The 17,539-nt window shown below is 62.3% G+C and carries 14 protein-coding genes; 9 read left to right on the forward strand and 5 right to left on the reverse strand.

Annotated elements, in window-relative coordinates; translation table 11 throughout:
* Positions 1-2 precede the first annotated feature (2 nt).
* The gene (locus J3P73_RS26485; RefSeq protein WP_018071422.1) at positions 3-1,322 is read right to left on the reverse strand and encodes an ABC transporter substrate-binding protein; all 1,320 of its coding nucleotides are present in this window, start codon (positions 1,320-1,322) and stop codon (positions 3-5) included.
* A gap of 68 nt (positions 1,323-1,390) precedes the next feature.
* Positions 1,391-2,854, reverse strand: a complete 1,464-nt coding sequence (locus J3P73_RS26490) for an aldehyde dehydrogenase (RefSeq protein WP_024321420.1) — start codon at positions 2,852-2,854, stop codon at positions 1,391-1,393.
* A gap of 248 nt (positions 2,855-3,102) precedes the next feature.
* Between J3P73_RS26490 and J3P73_RS26495 the strand changes: the two genes are divergently transcribed.
* Complete coding sequence (locus tag J3P73_RS26495; RefSeq protein ID WP_018071424.1) at positions 3,103-4,002, forward strand: helix-turn-helix transcriptional regulator; 900 nt, start codon at positions 3,103-3,105, stop codon at positions 4,000-4,002.
* 210 nt (positions 4,003-4,212) lie between these two features.
* Here J3P73_RS26495 and J3P73_RS26500 read toward each other — a convergent pair whose 3' ends face one another.
* On the reverse strand, positions 4,213-4,959 hold the full coding sequence (locus J3P73_RS26500) for a glucose 1-dehydrogenase (RefSeq protein ID WP_018071425.1): 747 nt from the start codon (positions 4,957-4,959) through the stop codon (positions 4,213-4,215).
* A 107-nt stretch (positions 4,960-5,066) separates the two neighbouring features.
* Between J3P73_RS26500 and J3P73_RS26505 the strand changes: the two genes are divergently transcribed.
* Positions 5,067-5,411 carry an ArsR/SmtB family transcription factor gene (locus J3P73_RS26505; RefSeq protein ID WP_018071426.1) on the forward strand — a complete coding sequence of 115 codons (345 nt, stop codon included), beginning with the start codon at positions 5,067-5,069 and terminating at the stop codon, positions 5,409-5,411.
* Between the two features lie 73 nt (positions 5,412-5,484).
* Here J3P73_RS26505 and J3P73_RS26510 read toward each other — a convergent pair whose 3' ends face one another.
* Positions 5,485-5,970, reverse strand: a complete 486-nt coding sequence (locus J3P73_RS26510; protein WP_018071427.1) for a MarR family winged helix-turn-helix transcriptional regulator — start codon at positions 5,968-5,970, stop codon at positions 5,485-5,487.
* 201 nt (positions 5,971-6,171) lie between these two features.
* Between J3P73_RS26510 and J3P73_RS26515 the strand changes: the two genes are divergently transcribed.
* The 7 genes from J3P73_RS26515 (at position 6,172) to J3P73_RS26545 (ending at position 16,281) form a co-directional block, all read left to right on the forward strand.
* The gene (locus tag J3P73_RS26515) at positions 6,172-7,758 is read left to right on the forward strand and encodes an AMP-binding protein (protein ID WP_130687335.1); all 1,587 of its coding nucleotides are present in this window, start codon (positions 6,172-6,174) and stop codon (positions 7,756-7,758) included.
* Between the two features lie 41 nt (positions 7,759-7,799).
* Positions 7,800-8,624 carry a p-hydroxycinnamoyl CoA hydratase/lyase gene (locus J3P73_RS26520; RefSeq protein ID WP_018071429.1) on the forward strand — a complete coding sequence of 275 codons (825 nt, stop codon included), beginning with the start codon at positions 7,800-7,802 and terminating at the stop codon, positions 8,622-8,624.
* 56 nt (positions 8,625-8,680) lie between these two features.
* Positions 8,681-9,787, forward strand: coding sequence for an NAD(P)-dependent alcohol dehydrogenase (locus tag J3P73_RS26525; protein WP_130687334.1), 1,107 nt, complete (start codon positions 8,681-8,683; stop codon positions 9,785-9,787).
* A gap of 21 nt (positions 9,788-9,808) precedes the next feature.
* Positions 9,809-11,248, forward strand: coding sequence for a coniferyl aldehyde dehydrogenase (locus tag J3P73_RS26530; protein WP_130687333.1), 1,440 nt, complete (start codon positions 9,809-9,811; stop codon positions 11,246-11,248).
* A 447-nt stretch (positions 11,249-11,695) separates the two neighbouring features.
* The gene (locus J3P73_RS26535) at positions 11,696-13,624 is read left to right on the forward strand and encodes a diguanylate cyclase (RefSeq protein ID WP_024321415.1); all 1,929 of its coding nucleotides are present in this window, start codon (positions 11,696-11,698) and stop codon (positions 13,622-13,624) included.
* Between the two features lie 81 nt (positions 13,625-13,705).
* A complete protein-coding gene (locus J3P73_RS26540) occupies positions 13,706-16,000 on the forward strand; it encodes an FdhF/YdeP family oxidoreductase (protein WP_130687332.1) in 2,295 nt (764 codons plus the stop codon).
* Complete coding sequence (locus J3P73_RS26545; RefSeq protein ID WP_018071434.1) at positions 15,997-16,281, forward strand: hypothetical protein; 285 nt, start codon at positions 15,997-15,999, stop codon at positions 16,279-16,281. Before J3P73_RS26540 ends, J3P73_RS26545 begins: the two co-directional genes overlap by 4 nt.
* A gap of 27 nt (positions 16,282-16,308) precedes the next feature.
* Here J3P73_RS26545 and J3P73_RS26550 read toward each other — a convergent pair whose 3' ends face one another.
* Positions 16,309-17,307: an AraC family transcriptional regulator gene (locus J3P73_RS26550; protein ID WP_018071435.1), complete on the reverse strand. Its 999-nt coding sequence runs from the start codon at positions 17,305-17,307 to the stop codon at positions 16,309-16,311.
* Between the last annotated feature and the right edge of the window lie 232 nt (positions 17,308-17,539).

Consider the following 17,539-nt stretch of genomic DNA (forward strand, 5'->3'; position numbering starts at 1 on the left):
CGTTACCCGTTATAGGCGGTGAGCTTGGCGCCGACCGGGACATTGGGGTCGGTGGCGTTTTCGGTGACGACGTAGTCGAGCGCGAATTTCGAGCCCTCCGGCGCTTTCACCCACTGCGTGCCGATGATCGGTCCGGGAGAGACGTTGGCGACGGGGCCGCTGGTGAAGTCGACCTTGCCGGCGATCGTGGTGGTCTTCAGCGTGCTGATCGCTTTGGCGACGGCCTCTTTGCTCTTGACGTCGGTGCTCGCCTTCAGCGCATCGAAGCCGGCGTCGAGAAGCGCAAGGCTGGCGCCGAGCTGCTGCGTCCACTGCTTGCCGCTTGCCGTCTCATAGCCGTCGGCGAGTTCGGTTCCGGAGACACCCGTGAGCGTGGATTTATAGGGGAAGGCCTTGTGCCAGTAGGCGGCGCTGCCGATGTTCAGGCCAAGATCGCCGAGCGCCTCGATGTCGGACGGAAACAGGCCCGTCTTGGCGATCTGGCAGATCTTGATCTGCTGGGTGAGGCCCTGCTGTGCGGCCTGACGCCAGAAGGCGGCGAAGTCAGGCGGTATCGGGAACGAATTGAAGATCTCCACGCCTTCCTGCCTGAAGAGAGCGATCTGCGCGGTAAAGTCGGTGGTTCCGGTTTCATAGGCGCCTGGATCGACGATGGTGAAGCCAGACTTGGAAAGCGCCGGCGCCAGATGGGTGCGGATCGCATTGCCGTCGGCGTCGTTTGGATACATGACGCCGACCTTCTTGTTGGTCTCGATCAGGTTCCACTGCGAAACATAGGCCTTGTGGAACTCTTCGACGCCGAAGCCGAAATGATAGGTCCACTTGAACGGCGAGGGCGCGCCCGGCTTGGCGCCGCGGCCGAAATACCAGGCTTCCCAGGGCATGACCGTCGAGAGGCAGGGAATGCCGGCCGCTTCGCAGGCATCGGCCACCGGATTGATGGTTTCGGGCGTCGAGACGGCGAGCATCAGGTCGATCGCCTGGTTGTTGATCAGGTCCTTCGCCAACTGGCCGGCACGCGATGGATCGGACTGGGTGTCCTGGTCGAGGATCTCAACCTTCCAGGTCTTGCCGCCTGCCTGCAGGCCGTTCGCCAGCGCCTTGCGCGCCAGTTCCAGCACGTAGCCGTCCGTCTCGCCGAAGCCGCCGAGAGGGCCGGTGCGCGGGCTGATGAAGCCGACCTTCAACGTATCGCCGCTCTCAGCGAAGGCCGTGCGGCCGGAAAGCGCCAGCGCCGCGCCGCCCGCCACGGTCGATGCGATGAAAGACCGGCGGCTCAGCGATGCCGCGTTGAATTTACCGTTGCGGAAAATGCCGTTCATGAAATCATTCCTCCCTCTTGATCGGGCCTCCCAGCCCGTTCCCATTGTTCATGTCGGCCGATCTCAATTCAGATCGGGTAGTGCCGTTTTCCCGAGGCCATGGTGATCCATCTGAGCTCGGTGAATTCATCGATCGCGGCCTTGCCGCCAAAGCGGCCGTAGCCGCTTGATTTGACGCCGCCGAAGGGCATTTGCGGCTCGTCGGAAACTGTGGCTTCGTTGATGTGACAGATGCCGGATTCGAGCCGCATGGCGACGGCAAGTGCTGCATTGACGTCGGCGCTGAAGACGGCGGCCGACAGCCCGTATTCATTGTCGTTGGCAACCGTCACGGCCTCGTCGACGCTGCCGACCCGGATGATCGCGGCGACCGGTCCAAAACTCTCTTCGCGGTAGATGCGCATGGCAGGCGTCACGTGATCGATGACGGTCGCGTCCATCAGCGTGCCGTTGGCCTGGCCGCCGCAGACGAGCACCGCGCCCTTTTGCAGGGCATCATCGACGAGCGACCGGACGCGTCGGACGGCCTCAGTGTTGATCAGCGTGCCGAGCGGCGTGTTGCCGTCCGTGGGATTGCCGGCGACGAGGGTTGCCGCTTTCGTGCGGAATTTGCCGACAAAGCCGTCGGCGATCTCGTCCATCAGGATGATCCGTTCGGTCGACATGCAGATCTGGCCCTGGTTCATGAACGCGCCGAAGGCGGCAGCACTGACGGCCTCGTCGATATCGGCGTCGGCAAGGACGATGAACGGCGCCTTGCCGCCGAGTTCGAGCAGGCAGCGCTTGAGATGCCTTGCCGCGGACTCGGCAATGATCCGGCCGACACGGGTGGAGCCGGTGAAGTTGATGCGGCGCACCGCGGGATGGGCGATCAGGGCGTCGACGACAGCGGCGGCATCGCTCGGCGCATTGGAAACGACATTGATGACGCCGCGCGGAAAGCCGGCGTCACACAGAATGTCGCCGATCAGGCCATGGGTCTTCGGGCAGAGTTCGGAAGCCTTGAGGACGACGGTGTTACCGCAGGCAAGCGGCATGGCAACGGCGCGGGTGCCGAGAATAATAGGTGCATTCCAGGGGGCAATGCCGACGCAGACGCCTGCCGGCTGGCGGACCGCCATGGCGAGGCTTCCCGGAATGCCTGAAGGAATGAGCTCGCCTGATATTTGCGTGGTCATCGCCGCCGCCTCTCGAAGAATATCCGCGCCAAGGCCGCAATTGATCGCCGCCCACTGCGCGGTGGCGCCGGTTTCGCCGGTCATGGCGGCAACGAGTTCGGATGTGCGGGCCTCCAGGATGTCGGCTGCGGCATTCAGAAGCCTGCGCCGTTCGCCCGGGCCGGTCTGCGACCAGTCCGGAAAGGCTGCTGCTGCCGCATTGGCTGCCCTCGTCATGTCGGCAACGGATCCTGCCGAGGCGATCGTTGCGACGTCGCCGGTCAACGGATCGATGCGTTCGAAGGTGGCCCCTTCGGAAGCGTCCATCGCCTCGTTGTTGATCATCAGCTTTGCCGCGAACACTGTTCCACCCATTTGCCACGTATTGGCGCCACGTGTTGGCGCCAGATGCTGGTTTGCGTTGTTGCCATGGGAGAAAACGAGCGGACGCGGCGCCACGAGGGCTGCCTCACCGTTCCTGCATCTGTTGAAGTGCCTCCTCCCAAAGGCTGATGGAGATAAGGTTACGCCGATCGAGTGTGGATGGAATGCGATTTATTGGGTTAATATTGTAATTATCCGGCGATTACCGCATTGTTTGCTGCGGGAATGGAGGAAAAGCGTTGGCAACGGACGGGGGGATTCATCACTATGCCAGGGGCGAGTGGCACGGGCCGTCACTGTCGCACCGGCGCATCCGTTTTCAAAAAGGACTGTATTCAGATTTCCACCATTTCCTTCTGCTCGGGGAGGGGAGCGGGGAGCTTCACTTCGACAATGGCGAGCATCGGCCGCTGCACGGACCGTTGCTTGCCTTCCTGCCGCCGCAGGCGCGATGCGACCTGTCGATATCAGCTGGAACCGCGGCTCATCTGGTCGGCGCTTCGCCGCAGATCATGGTTGATGCGATCGGCGACAAGGTGGAATCCTATTCGCTGCGCATCTTCACCGAACAGCGCAAGCTGGTCGAGGCACTGGATCCGTTGGCAGTGGCCGAAATCAGCCCGCTGATTTCTGGTTTCGTGCGGGAACTCGGCGATCCCTCCCGCTCCTCCTGGATGGTCGCATCCGCTTATATCAGGCTCATCCTGATGGCGCTTTGGCGTGGGTCCGATGGCGAAAGAAGCGAGCAGCGCGGGCAGGGCGAAGTGGGATCGATTCTGCAGAGATATCGGCAGCTGGTCGAGGCGGGTTTCCGCCAGCACCGGCCGATCAGCGATTATGCTGCGGAGTTGGGCGTCACGGCCGACCGGCTTCATTCCATCTGCCAAAGGGCGCTCGGCCGCTCGCCGATCCAGCTGCTGCATGAGCGCGTGGTGCAGGAGGCAAAGCTGAGATTGGAGCGGTCGGCCCGCAATATCCAGGAAATCTCCGACAGCCTCGGCTTTCGCGACCCGACCTATTTCAGCCATTTCTTCAAGCGCAAGACCGGGCTTTCGCCCGCCGGCTACCGCGAGATCGCCCGCGCTTCAGCCGGCTTGGAAAACAGCATGCTGTCTTCGGGCTATGCCGATTGGCCTTAAGTTCAGAACTCGTCGACTAAATGGGAGCCTAAAAGAGAGCGTGTGCATTGGAATTAAAATCAAAGGCTGTTTTCATCTATATTTAAAAGCAAGAAGACCAATGAGAACCGTTGGTCGCCGAGATCGCAGCAATCCGCTTTTAAGCCGTCGCCCGCAATAGCCGCGAGGGGTGCGCGCTCCATGGAGGAGACGCACACCGTCACACAACTATCAGCGAAAACCGCCGCTGGCGGCCAATCGTTCGCCGCTCAGCCAGCGGGCATCGTCGGAAGCGAGGAAGACGGCGACACCGGCGATATCGTCCGGCTGGCCGATGCGGCCGAGCGGCGTCTGGGCGACCAGGGTCTGTTCGAAATCCGAGCCGATGACGCCGGCCGAGTGCGTGCCCTCGGTTTCGACTATCCCTGGCAGGATGGCGTTGACGCGGATCTTGCGCGGGCCGAGTTCCTTGGCAAGCACGCTGTTGATGCCCTCGACGGCTCCCTTCGTCCCGGTATAGACGGCGGAGGCCGGCGGCGCCAGACTGGTGACCACCGAGGAGATGTTGATGATGCTGCCGCCCTCGCCGAGATGCTTGACCGCTGCCTGGGTGGTCAAGAGAACGCCGAGAACATTCACGTCGAACATGCGACGATACTGTTCCTCGGTCACCTCACCGATCGGCGCGAATTCATAGACGCCGGAATTGTTGACCAGCACATCGAGCTTGCCGAACTCCTTGACCGCAGCATCGACCAGTCCCTGTGCCTCACTGGCCTTCGAAACATCGCCCTGCACCGCGATGGCTTTGCCACCGGCCGCGCTGATCGCTTGAACGACGGCGTCCGCTCCCGCCTTGCTCGAGGCGTAGTTGACCACCACTTGCGCACCCTCTGCTGCGAACGCCTTGGCAATCGCAGCGCCAATGCCTTTGGAGGCGCCCGTTACGACAGCGACCTTTCCTGTGAGCTTAGCCATTTATCGTTCCTTCCGATCTGGATAGCCGCCGGGATTGGCAAGCTTGTTCCATAGTTCAGAAATTCGGAACTATTGATCTCGATGTCAAGGGACGCTATATAAAATTCATGAGACCGCTCTTTCACCCAGCCCTGGAGGACATCAAGCCCGAGGCGATCCTCTATGCGCTGTCCGATCCGGAGCGCGTTGCCATTTATGCAAAGCTTGCCGGCGCCAGCGGTGGCGGGACGTGCTCTGCGCTTGCCGATCTCGGCGACCGCATCATTCCAAAGTCGTCGCTGTCCAACCATTTCAAGGTGCTGCGCGAGTCCGGGCTGATCATGAGCGAGCGCCAGGGTGTGGAGATGCGCAATCAAACGCGCTGCACCGAGCTGGACGAACGCTTCCCGGGCCTGATCAAGGCCATTCTGACGGCTTACGGCCAGCTTCCAGGGCAGCCGAAGACGGATTGACGACCCTCTTCAGCCCTCTGCGCATCAGAAAAACGCGTGGGGCCGCAGGCAGGTCGGCAACAGCGAAGCGGGCTCAGCTTGCCTTGTATATCCGCTTCAACGCTGCCAGCAGCGCATCCATTTCGTCGCGCGAAAACAGGTCGATGAAACGCTGCTCGTGCTTGTTGATCAGCTCACGCGCCCGCGCGAGCATTGCGCGTCCCGCCTTCGTCAGATGAAGTTCCTGGCGCCGGCGGTCCGCCGCGGAGGGGCGGCGCTCGATCAGGTCGCGGGCGGCCAGCCTATTGACGAGGGCCATCATCGTCGCCCGGTCGGTGCCGAGCGTATTGGCAAGGTCGATCTGCGATGCGCCCGGATTGCCGGCGACGAGTTCCATCACCGCCAGCTGCTTCTGCGTCAGCGCCAGCTCCTCCATGGTTTCGGCGAAGTCGCGATAGACTGCGACATGCGCCATGCGCAGATGAAACCCCATCAGATCGCCAAGCCGGCCGACGTCGAGGCCCGGCGTCGCGGGAGCATCTTCGCCCTCGAAATCGTCCATCGGTGGTTTTGTGCTCATCGTTCGTTCTCGCCTCGTCCAGGCGCCATAACCATCAAAATCAGCAGGTTAGTCAATATCCGTATTGCGGATTTCCCCGCGCCATTCGAGCGATCGGATTTGCCTTAAACAGCCTCTTGCATCTTGCTGGGAAAAGATATTAGTATGTGTTGCATACAAATTTGATGCCTGCCGCGGGGAGCGGTGGCATGGGAGGAGAAAATGGCGCATTCCATTTCCGGGATGGCTTCGTCGGCGGATTGCGGACTGGTGACGGATGATCCGATCCTTTACCGCGCCCGCGTCGCGCCGGACCGTCCGGCTCTGTTCGAGATCGCCACCGACCGACAGCTCACCTATGCCGAGCTCGATGCGCGGATTGCCCGCTGCGCCGGCTTGCTGAGCGATGTGCTCGGAGCGCGCCGCAACGGGGGACGTGTCGCCATGCTGGCGCGCAATTCCATGGATTCGATCGTGCTTGCCTTTGCCTGCCAGCGTGCCGGCGCCGTTTACGTGCCGCTCAACTGGCGCCTCAACGCCGCCGAACTTCGGCCGATCCTTGCCGATTGCGCGCCGGCGCTGCTCGTTCACGACGAGGAGTTCGCGGCAACCGTTGCCAGCCTGGTGAGCGCTGATCCTGAGATGGCGGTGATATCGACGGCCGGCGGTCCGGCCGGGCTCGCCGCGCGGATCGAGGCGAGCCTTGCGACCGCTCCGGTGCCCGCCGATGCCGATGGCCCTTGTGTCCTTCTCTATACCTCGGGCACGACGGGACAGCCGAAGGGCGTCGTCATCACCCGCCGCAACGCCTTCTTTGCCGCTATCAATTTTTCCGTCGTCGGAGAGATCGGGCCGGGCTCCGTCGCCCTGTGCGATCTGCCGTTCTTCCATACGATTGGGCTGATCGCGGTGGCGCGAACCACATTGATGCTGGGCGGCACGCTCGTCGTCTCCGACCGCTTCACGCCGGCGCGGACGCTTGCAGCCCTTGCCGACCGGCAGCGTGCCGTCACCCATTATTTCGCGGTGCCGCAGATCGCGCTCGCCTTGCGCAACGATCCCGCCTATAGCGCCGCGGCTCTGGCCGGCCTGCATGCGCTTTTCGTCGGCGGCGCGCCGCTGACGCAGGCGCTGATCGAAAGCTATCTCGATGACGGCGTTGCGCTGGTCAACGGTTATGGCATGAGCGAAGCCGGAACGGTGCTGCACGTGCCGATCGATCGGCGCGCCGTGCAGGACAATCCCGGCAGCGTCGGTCTTCCCGCGCCATTGCTCGACATTCGTATCGTCGACGAGGACGGCCGGGAGGTTGATGAAGGCGAGATCGGCGAACTCTGGCTGCGCGGGCCGGCAGTGACACCGGGCTACTGGAACAAGCCTCAGGAAACCGCTGCCGCCTTCACCGACGGCTGGTACCGCACCGGCGATCTCGGTCGACGCGAAGCGAACGGCTTCTATCGCATCGTCGACCGGCTGAAGGACATGTACATCAGCGGCGGCGAGAATGTTTATCCCGCCGAGGTCGAAGCAGCACTCGCAAGCCATCCCGATATCCTCGACGCCGCAGTCGTCGGCATTCCCGACATCAGGTGGGGCGAATGCGGCCTCGCCTATGTGGTGCTGCGGCCGGGTGCCGTGGCAACGGGCGATGAGATCGCCGGTCATTGCGCGGCAAGGCTCGCCGCCTTCAAGCGCCCGGCGCGCATCCTCTTCGTCGAGGCCATTCCCCGCACCGCCTCCGGCAAGGTGCAGAAACATGTCCTGCGCCAGTTCCATTCCGACGAAACCCTTCAACGACAGGCCCTGTGAAGCGGCCCCGGCATTCACGCCGAAACCAATGGAGTAAACTCATGACTGACATGCAATCACCGGTTCTGGTCGAATTCGATAACGGCATCGCCTTCGTGACCCTCAATCGTCCGGAAAAGCGCAATGCGATGAATCCGGCTCTGAATGCCCGGATGCTCGAAGTGCTCGACGAGCTCGAGGGCGACGAGCGTTGCGGCGTCCTCGTCCTGCGCGGCGCCGGCGAATCCTGGTCCGCCGGCATGGATCTGAAGGAATATTTCCGCGACAATGACGACAAGCCGCGCAATGCGACGCTGAAGGCGCGGCGGCAGTCCGGCGGCTGGTGGAGCCGGCTGATGTATTTCGAAAAGCCGACGATCGCCATGGTCAACGGCTGGTGCTTCGGCGGCGCCTTTACGCCGCTCGTTTCCTGCGATCTCGCCATCGCCGCCGAGGAGGCGAATTTCGGCCTTTCCGAGATCAACTGGGGCATTCTGCCGGGCGGCAACGTCACCCGCGCGGTCGCCGAAGTAATGCGCCATCGCGACGCTCTCTATTACATCATGACCGGCGAACTGTTCGGCGGGCGCAAGGCCGCGGAAATGGGCCTCGTCAACGAGGCCGTGCCGCTGGCAGAGCTTGAAACCCGGGTCCGCAAGATCTGCGCCAGCCTGCTCGAAAAGAACCCGGTGACGCTGAAGGCCGCCAAGGACACCTACAAGCGTGTGCGCGACCTGCCCTGGGATCTCGCCGACGATTACATCTACGCCAAGCTGGAGCAGATGCTGTTTCTCGACAAGACCAAGGGGCGCGACGAGGGGCTGAAGCAGTTCCTCGATGACAAGACCTATCAGCCGGGGCTCGGCGCCTACAAGCGCGGCCGCTGAGGACGAGCCCGGATCGCCGGGCCGTTCGCGAGCCGATCATAGGGAGGAGGAAAGCAATGAAGATCCATGCTGCGGTGGCGCGTGCGCCCCATACGCCGTTTTCGCTGGAAAGTCTCGATCTGGAGGAGCCGCGCGAGGGTGAAATCCTGGTTCGCGTCGTGGCAACGGGGGTTTGCCACACCGATATCGTCATGCGTGACCAGCATCTGCCGGTGCCGCAGCCGGTCGTGCTCGGCCATGAAGGCGCCGGCATCGTCGAGCGTATCGGACCGGGCGTTGCCAAGGTCAAGCCCGGCGATCACGTGGTCATGACCTTCAATTCCTGTGGTCATTGCCCGAGCTGCAACGATCACGAGGAGACCTATTGCCACGAATTCTTCCCGCGCAACTTCTTCGGTGCGCGCGCCGATGGTTCGAGCGGACTCTCATGCGAGGGAGAGCGGGTTCACGGCAATATTTTCGGGCAATCCTCCTTCGCCAGCCACGCGCTGTGCCATGAGCGCAATATCGTGAAAGTGCCTGAGGATGCGGATCTGACGCTGCTCGGGCCGCTTGCCTGCGGCATCCAGACCGGCGCCGGCGCGGTCATGAACGCGCTGAAGGTCGAGCCGGGTAAAGTGCTTGCGGTTTTCGGCATGGGCTCCGTCGGTCTTGCCGCCGTGATGGCGGCGCGGATCGTCGGCGCTTCACGGATCATCGCCGTCGATGTCAACGAGGCGCGGCTGGCACTTGCAGCGGAACTCGGCGCGACCGACATCGTCAACGGCAAGGCGAGCGACGCGGTTGCCGCGATCATGGCGCTGACCGGCGCCGGCGTCGATTATTCGATCGATGCCTCCGGCGTGCCCGCCGTCATCGACCAGTGCGTGCGGGTGCTGGCGCCGCGCGGCACCTGCGGCATCGTCGGGGCCTCGCCCCATGGCGCGACGCTGACGCTCGACCTCACCCATATCCTGTCCGGCGGGCGCCGGGTCCGCGGGATCGTCGAGGGCGATTCCAATCCCGACGTGCTGATCCCGTTGTTGATCGACCTCCATCGCCAGGGCCGCTTCCCCTTCGACCGGCTGATCACCTTCTATGATTTCGCCGACATCAACCAGGCGGTGGAGGATTCGGAAAAGGGCATCGTGCTGAAACCGGTCGTGCGTCAGCCGGCCGCCTGACACCGTTCAAGGGAGGAAATAATGAACACCGTCACCCCAATCGCCACCGATACCAGTTCCGATGCGATGAAGGCGCTGCTTGGCCGGCAAAGGGCGTCTTTCCTGAGGGAAGGACCGCCAGGCATCGACACCCGCATCGATCGTATCGATCGCGTCATCGCTCTTCTCGTCGACCATAAGGATGCGATTGCCGCTGCCCTGTCGGAGGATTTCGGCAGCCGCAGTGTCGAGGCGAGCCTGCTTCTCGACGTCTTTACATGCGTCGGTTCGCTCAAATATGCCAAGGCCCATCTTGCCGAATGGCTGAAGCCCGAGCAGCACGAAGCATTGTTCCCGGACGCGGTGGCCGAAGTGGTCTATCAGCCGAAGGGGGTTGTCGGAATCCTGAGCCCGTGGAATTTCCCCTATCAGCTCGCCCTTGCGCCGCTTGCCGGCATTCTCGCCGCCGGCAACCGCGCCATGATCAAGCCGTCTGAGGTGACGCCGGCCTCGGCCGCCTTGATGGCGGAACTCATCGCCGGCGCTTTCGACGAAACGGAAATCGCCGTCGTTCAGGGCGGACCGGCCACGGGCACGGCCTTTACGTCACTTGCCTTCGACCATCTGATCTTCACTGGCGGAACCGCAATCGCCCATCACGTCATGCGCGCCGCGGCGGAAAACCTGACGCCGCTGACGCTTGAGCTCGGCGGAAAATCACCTGTCGTCGTCGGCCGCTCGGCCGACCTCGCCGACGCGGCGCGCCGTGTCATGACCGTCAAGACGCTGAACGCCGGCCAGATCTGCCTTGCGCCGGATCATGTCTATGTGCCCGAGGAAAGCGTCGAGGCCTTTGCCGGGCACGCGGTCGCGGCGGTCGGCGCGATGTATCCGGCGCTGAAGGAAAATCCTGATTACACCTCGATCGTCAACGCCCGCCATCTCGCCCGCATCCAGGGCCTGATCGACGATGCCAGGGTCAAGGGCGCCCGTGTCGTCGAGATCAACCCGGCGGCAGAGAATTTCTCCCAGCAATCGGCCCACCGCATGCCGCCGGCCCTGATCCTCGATCCCACGGAAGACATGCGCGTGCTGCAGGAAGAAATCTTCGGACCGGTGCTGCCGGTCCTTCCCTATCGCGATATCGCCGACGTCATCGATCGTATCAATGCCAAGCCGCGCCCGCTCGCTCTCTATTACTTCAGCCAGGATCAGCAAGAGGAGGCCCGCGTCCTGGACAACACGACCTCCGGCGGTGTGACGGTCAACGACTGCATGAGCCACGTCACGGCGGAAGGCCTGCCCTTCGGCGGCGTCGGCCATTCGGGCATGGGCGCTTATCACGGCAAGTTCGGCTTCCTCGCCTTCTCGCATCCGCGTGCCGTCTATCATCAGAGCAGGATGGTGGAGGCGGAATACATGATGCGGCCGCCTTATGGCGAGGCGATGCGCGGCTTCTTGGCGGCGGCGATCTGCAAGTAGAAGAAGCGGCGGGCGATGCCGTCGGCAGCCTCGGCTGCTGACGGCATGACGCGCAGCGCTGTGGGTTCGCGACCGCTCGGCTCAGGGAATGGCCCGATTGCGCAGACTTATCCGGATAACGCTATATTTTGTCATCAGGCTACGTGTCCTGATGCAGAGGATGCCGATATTAAACATGCCTTATGCATCGGGTGCTAGCCGTTGAACCGCAGGGCATTGCGGACATGAGGTCTCCTGCCGTCCTGGGGCATGACCTTTCAATTCCGGTTTCGCGTATTTCTCATGTCGTCAAATCTGGCAGCAGGCCGTGCGTGCCCATACCTCATCATCGCGGCAGTCGCCGCTTTCCTGTCGTCGCATTGCTGCCGACCGGCCTGGAGACGCAACTGCTGACGAATATAGCCTGATGGGTCTGCGATTTAACGAAGCTCAAACCAGTGTTGCCCTATGATTGGCTCGGTACATGTATTGGAAGGTGGATCCAACGCAGTGAATGGCATCTGGACGCAATTCGGTGGCAACCTGTCATTCGTGTGCCTGGCGATTTCGCTCTGGGCGCATTTCTCGATCCAATTTCAGCGTCGTTCGGTCACACAGGAAAAAATCGCCTTCGGAATCATAGCCGGCGGCGCCTCCATCGGGTCCATATTGCTGGCCGTCGAAGTCAATCCCGGCATTTATATCGACATCCGCTTTTCGCCGCTTGCTTTGGCGGGCATGTTCGGCGGACCGATCGCGGCCGCCTTTGCGGCGTCGCTGGCGATGGTCTTCCGCTTCTGGGTCGGCGGCGCGGCAATGATCGACGGTCTGATCGCAATTGCTGTCGCGACCGGTATCGGCCTGGCTGCCAACGTCTGGATCCGGAAGAGATCTCCCGAGCTCATAGACGTTGCGCTGCTGAGCCTCGCGCTCGGCGGCGCACTTATTGTTTTGATGGCGGTGCTTCCCACCCTGGTGCACGCCCGCGTATTGGCCATCATCGGTCTGCCGATGACGGTATTGAACTGCCTGGCGACGGTGCTGTGTGGTTTCGTTCTGTTGAAGACGCAACAATGGGAGCTGGAGCGAAGCATCCTGGTGACCGCATTTTCGCAGTCGCCCGATTATCTCTACGTGAAGGACCGAAACAGCCGGTTCATCACCGTCAATGAAAATATGATCCGCCTTTTTCGTTTCAGAACCACGGCGGAGATGACCGGATTGTCGGATTTCAATCTTATCTCGCGGCCGCGCGCCGAAGAATTTTATTATCTCGAACAGCAGGTCATGGACACCGGGGTGCCCCTGATCGACTCCGTCGAGCGTATCGAAGACAGATACCTGCTCGCCTCCAAGGTGCCGCTGAAGGATAGGCAGGGACGGGTGATCGGCCTTGCCGGCGTCACGCGTGACGTGACGGAGCGGACTGCTCTGGAGCGGGAATTGCGCAAGAGCAAGAACCTGCTGTCACATGCGATGGCCGGCATGTCCGATGGCATCGCCATGTACGACAGCAAGGGTTTTCTCGTTTTTTGCAACGACCAGTATCGCGCCGCCTTTCCGCTATCCGGAGACGCCCGCGTGGTTGGCGCTCATATCAGCGACATCCTTCGCCGCGTTGCCGAAACCGGCGAGCGCACGGGTATCCCGGACGCTGACCGCGAAGAGTGGATCAGGTCCGTCAGTGCTACGTTGCACAGCAACAAGGACGAAGAGGTTCAGCTTCACAACGGCGACTGGCGCAGCATCCGGACAAGGTTAGCGGAAGACGGCACAGCGATGGCCGTTGTCTCGGACATCACCGCGACCAAGCAGGCGGAAATCGCCCTCCGGCTGTCGGCGGAGCAGCTGAAGAATCTCGCCGAGACCGATGGGCTCACCGGCATGGTCAACCGCCGGGCCTTCGACGAGGCTTTCGCCCGCGAGACCGCAGGCAGCGCCAGGAAAAACACGCCGTTCAGCCTTCTGATGGTCGATATCGACCGCTTCAAGGCCTATAACGACACATATGGTCATCCCGCCGGAGACCAATGCCTGCGTGTCGTCAGCAGGTGCCTGCGCCAGTCCGTAAGCCGCCCGGCAGACATCGTCGCACGCTACGGCGGAGAGGAATTCGTGGTTCTGCTGCCTGCAACCAGTGCGAAAGGGGCGATGATCGTTGCCGAACAGTTCGCGCGTCTCCTAAGCCAGGAGAATATCGTTCATACCGGCAGCGAATTCGGCCGGGTGACCGCCAGCATCGGCATATCCTGTGCGACGGGAGCCACCTTGAGGATCAACCCGAACCGCCTCCTGAGCGAGGCGGATGCCGCGCTCTACGACGCCAAGACGCAAGGCCGCAATCGCATCCTGGCACATTCGCCCGAGGAGCGGCACGCCATCAAGGACGTCGGCTAGTCGAATCCTTGATAGGTTTTTCCTATCGAGCCATCGCGCGTGCGCCCTTGATGTTTTCCCCGCTTCGACAATACAGGGCGCATGGACACAAAATTCATTGGTAAGAAATCGGCAGCAGCCGGCGGCTGGGGCGCTTTGAAGAGCTGCGGCAAGCGATTGCTGCAAAGCGGCATGCCGATTTCAGGGGCGCGGACGATGCTAAAGGCGAACCAGCCGGATGGTTTCGATTGCCCGGGCTGCGCCTGGGGCGATCCGGAGCACGGATCGTCGTTCGAGTTCTGCGAGAACGGCGTGAAGGCCATCGCCTGGGAAGCGACGGAGAAGCGGGCAACGCCCGCCTTCTTCGCCGAAAACACTTTATCGCAGCTTCGCCAGCTGACGGACTATGAACTGGAACTCAACGGCCGCCTGACGCATCCGATGCGCTACGATGCGGCGAGCGACCGTTACCTGCCGGTCGCATGGGAGGATGCCTTTGCCGAGATCGGCAGCATTCTGAGGGGGTTCGATAGCCCCAACCGGGCGGAATTCTACACTTCGGGCCGGGCGAGCAACGAGGCCGCCTTCCTGTACCAGCTGTTCGTGCGCGTCTACGGCACCAACAATTTTCCCGACTGCTCCAACATGTGCCACGAGGCGAGCGGCATCGCCATGCGCCAGGCGGTCGGTGTCGGCAAAGGCACCGTGCTGCTGGAGGATTTCGAAGAGGCCGACGCGATCTTCGTGATCGGGCAGAACCCGGGCACCAACCATCCACGGATGCTCGGCGACTTGCGCCGGGCGGCGATCCGCGGCGCGCGCGTGGTCGTCTTCAATCCCATCCGCGAACGCGGCCTGGAACGCTTCTCCGACCCGCAGGATAAGGTCGAGATGCTGCGCGGCGGTTCGACCGATATCGCCAGCCTTTATCTGCAGCCACAGCTCGGCGGCGACATGGCCGCGGTGCGCGGGATGGCAAAGGCCGTGCTGGCCGCGGAGGACGCAGCGGTCGCCGCCGGCCTACCCTCCGTTCTCGACCACGCATTTCTCGCCGAACACTGCGTGGGCTTTGCGCACTACCGGGCAGCGGTCGAGGCGACGAGCTGGGCCGAGATCGAGGACCAGTCGGGACTGAGCCGGCAGGAGATCGAACGGGCGGCCGATGTCTATGTCAACGCCGAGCGGGTCATCTGCACCTGGGCGATGGGCGTGACCCAGCATCTGCATTCCGTGGCGACGATCCGCGAGATCGCCAATTTCGTGTTTCTGCGCGGCAATATCGGCCGGCCGGGTGCCGGCCTTTGCCCGGTTCGCGGCCATTCCAACGTGCAAGGCGACCGTACGGTTGGCATCAACGAAAAGCCATCGGACGATTTCCTCGATGCGCTGGAGAAGCATTTTCGCTTCACCGTTCCCCGCGAACATGGCCACAATGTCCTTGCCGCGATCGGAGCGATGCTCGATGGCTCGGCTGAGGCCTTCATCGGGCTTGGCGGCAATTTCGCCCGCGCCACGCCCGACAGCGCACTCGTTGAAAAGGCGCTGCGGCGGCTGAAGCTGACGGTTCACATCGCCACCAAACCCAATCATTCGCATCTCATGCCCGGCGAGACGGCCTTCATCCTGCCGTGTCTCGGGCGCACCGAGATCGATCTGAATGCGGCGGGCAACTCACAGCTCATAAGCGTCGAGGATTCGATGAGCATGGTGCATGGTTCCGCCGGCATCAATCGTCCGGCCTCACCGCATCTCCTCTCGGAAGTCGCCATCATCGCCGGCATTGCCCAGGCGACGGTCGGCTCCGCCGTGGTCGACTGGGCAGAGCTCGCCGACGACCACGACCGTATCCGCGATCATATCGAGGCGACCATTCCAGGTTTCGAAAACTACAATGCGCGCCTGCGCAAGCCGCGCGGTTTTCACCTGCGCAACACGGCCGCCCATCGGGAGTGGGATACGCCGGCAGGCAAGGCATCGTTCTCTTCGGAAGCGCTTCCCGACGAGACGGTGCATCAGCGGGCGCGAAAGGGCGAGGGGCGTTTCGCCCTGCAGACGTTCCGGTCGCACGATCAATACAATACGACGGTTTACGGTCTCGATGACCGATACCGCGGCGTGTATGGGGAACGGCAGGTCATCTTCATTCATCCAGCCGACCTGAAGGCGATGAATGCCGAGGCCGGTGACCGGGTCGACGTGGTCGGCGAGCATGATGACGGTATCGAGCGCATCGCTGAGAATTTTCGCTTTGTGCCCTATGACATTCCGCGAGGAAGCATCGCGGGTTATTATCCCGAGCTGAACGTGCTTGTGCCGCTTGGCAGCGCGGGCGTGGAAAGCGATACGCCCACCTCGAAATCCATCATGGTGTCCTTCCGCCGGCGAAAAGCCGCGTGAGCGAAGAGGCCTCCGACGCCGATCGCTTTCTCGCTCTCGTCGCTGCGGCGCAAGTCAGGGATATCAGGCTGACATCCATACAGGCCGGTCTCCTGGTCGCCGCGGATCTGGGGATTGCCCGTGACAGCCGCGCCTTTGCGCGCCTGCTGGGGATCGCGCATTCTCTCGTGCTCAGGGAACTCAACGTCCTAGCGGAACGCGAAGGGGTGCTGCAGATCGTGAAGCGGGATCTAAGCACGATGAGAGTGCATTACACATTGCCGCCGCGGGACGAGGCGTAAACACCCCTGCGCCGCAAGCCACGGCCGCTAGCGGCGGATCACGCGCTTCCTGGTGTCGGAAGGGTATTCTCCGTAGGTGGTTTTATAGACTGCGGAAAACCGGCCGAAATGAAAGAAGCCCCATTTGAGGCAGATGGCCTTCATGGTCTCCTTGCTCTCGGGATCGAGCAGATCCTGGCGCGCGGCACGCAGCCGAAGCGTCAGCAGATAGACGGCGGGAGAGGTTCCCCTGAACGCACGAAAACCGGTCTCGAGCGCCCGGCTGGATACGCCGGCGGCTTCGGCCACCTTCGGCATGGTAATCGGCTGATCAATATTGGCATGCATGAATTCGATCGCCCTGCGGACATGCCGGGGCGCGATCAGGGCGGGCCTATTCTCCAGGAAATGCGACAGCCGGTGCGGTACTAGGCGCACGACCAGATCGGTGAGCGCCTGCGTCATATGCGCCATGGCGATCGGCGACTGCAGCAAGGGGCCATCGTCGCGCATGCCTAGGATGATCGTTTCCGTAAGGTTGCCGATCAGCTGGCCTTCCGGCTTCGACAGATCCAGTTCCGGCAGCAGGTCGAGGGAGCCGCTGAACGGCATCTCGAAAGTCTGGCCGATCGTCTGCAGGATGAGAGGCCAGTTGATCAGCAACTCGTCGATGACGTTCGATTGCCCATGCATGATAACGCTGTTGGGTTCGAAATTGTTATAGAGAAGCAATTTTCCTTGCCCGGCCTCGGCGACGCGGGACCCATAGGTGACCCCCATGCCGCCGCTGCGCGGCACGACGATCGACAGATACTCCGCCGTATCGACCGTCGGCTCGATATTGAACTGAAACTCCGCCTCATGATAACCGGTGAGCAGGACGGCGTTGTCACCTACCGAGAAATCCAGTCCCCAATGGAAGTCCTTGGCGCGGCCGACAGGCTCGGCATCAAATGCGCCAAAAGCGCCGCCCAGCGTTTCGACCATGTTGTCGAAGGACGAACCGCTAAATCGAAATGAAAATGGCGCAGTGCTATTTTCTGTCATCCTGCTCCCATAGTTCGATGCGGCTGTTTCGACATGTTCTTCTCCGCCGCTCGCAGGTGCCAGCGCGACGCGCGGCCGGCGAGAGTGTCGGATTGGTGCACGTACCTGTGCCAGCATTGCCAGTCGTCATGGATAGTCGTCCTGCGCTGCGGGGCTTCATCAGAGCCTGCAGACGGAATGGGTGAGCGGGGCTTGGACGTATATTAGACGATTGTTGGATAGTGTGCAGCTG

Source organism: Rhizobium ruizarguesonis (assembly GCF_017357285.1).
Classification (GTDB): Bacteria; Pseudomonadota; Alphaproteobacteria; order Rhizobiales; family Rhizobiaceae; genus Rhizobium; species Rhizobium ruizarguesonis.

Bases quoted from the DNA above. Each gene is read 5' to 3' on its own strand.
- J3P73_RS26510 (WP_018071427.1), bottom strand. From the start codon at position 5,970: ATGAGCACAAAACCACCGATGGACGATTTCGAGGGCGAAGATGCTCCC.
- J3P73_RS26485 (WP_018071422.1), bottom strand. From the start codon at position 1,322: ATGAACGGCATTTTCCGCAACGGTAAATTCAACGCGGCATCGCTGAGC.
- J3P73_RS26520 (WP_018071429.1), top strand. From the start codon at position 7,800: ATGACTGACATGCAATCACCGGTTCTGGTCGAATTCGATAACGGCATC.
- J3P73_RS26505 (WP_018071426.1), top strand. From the start codon at position 5,067: ATGAGACCGCTCTTTCACCCAGCCCTGGAGGACATCAAGCCCGAGGCG.
- J3P73_RS26515 (WP_130687335.1), top strand. From the start codon at position 6,172: ATGGCGCATTCCATTTCCGGGATGGCTTCGTCGGCGGATTGCGGACTG.
- J3P73_RS26540 (WP_130687332.1), top strand. From the start codon at position 13,706: ATGGACACAAAATTCATTGGTAAGAAATCGGCAGCAGCCGGCGGCTGG.
- J3P73_RS26550 (WP_018071435.1), bottom strand. From the start codon at position 17,307: ATGACAGAAAATAGCACTGCGCCATTTTCATTTCGATTTAGCGGTTCG.
- J3P73_RS26500 (WP_018071425.1), bottom strand. From the start codon at position 4,959: ATGGCTAAGCTCACAGGAAAGGTCGCTGTCGTAACGGGCGCCTCCAAA.
- J3P73_RS26530 (WP_130687333.1), top strand. From the start codon at position 9,809: ATGAACACCGTCACCCCAATCGCCACCGATACCAGTTCCGATGCGATG.
- J3P73_RS26535 (WP_024321415.1), top strand. From the start codon at position 11,696: ATGATTGGCTCGGTACATGTATTGGAAGGTGGATCCAACGCAGTGAAT.
- J3P73_RS26490 (WP_024321420.1), bottom strand. From the start codon at position 2,854: ATGGGTGGAACAGTGTTCGCGGCAAAGCTGATGATCAACAACGAGGCG.
- J3P73_RS26525 (WP_130687334.1), top strand. From the start codon at position 8,681: ATGAAGATCCATGCTGCGGTGGCGCGTGCGCCCCATACGCCGTTTTCG.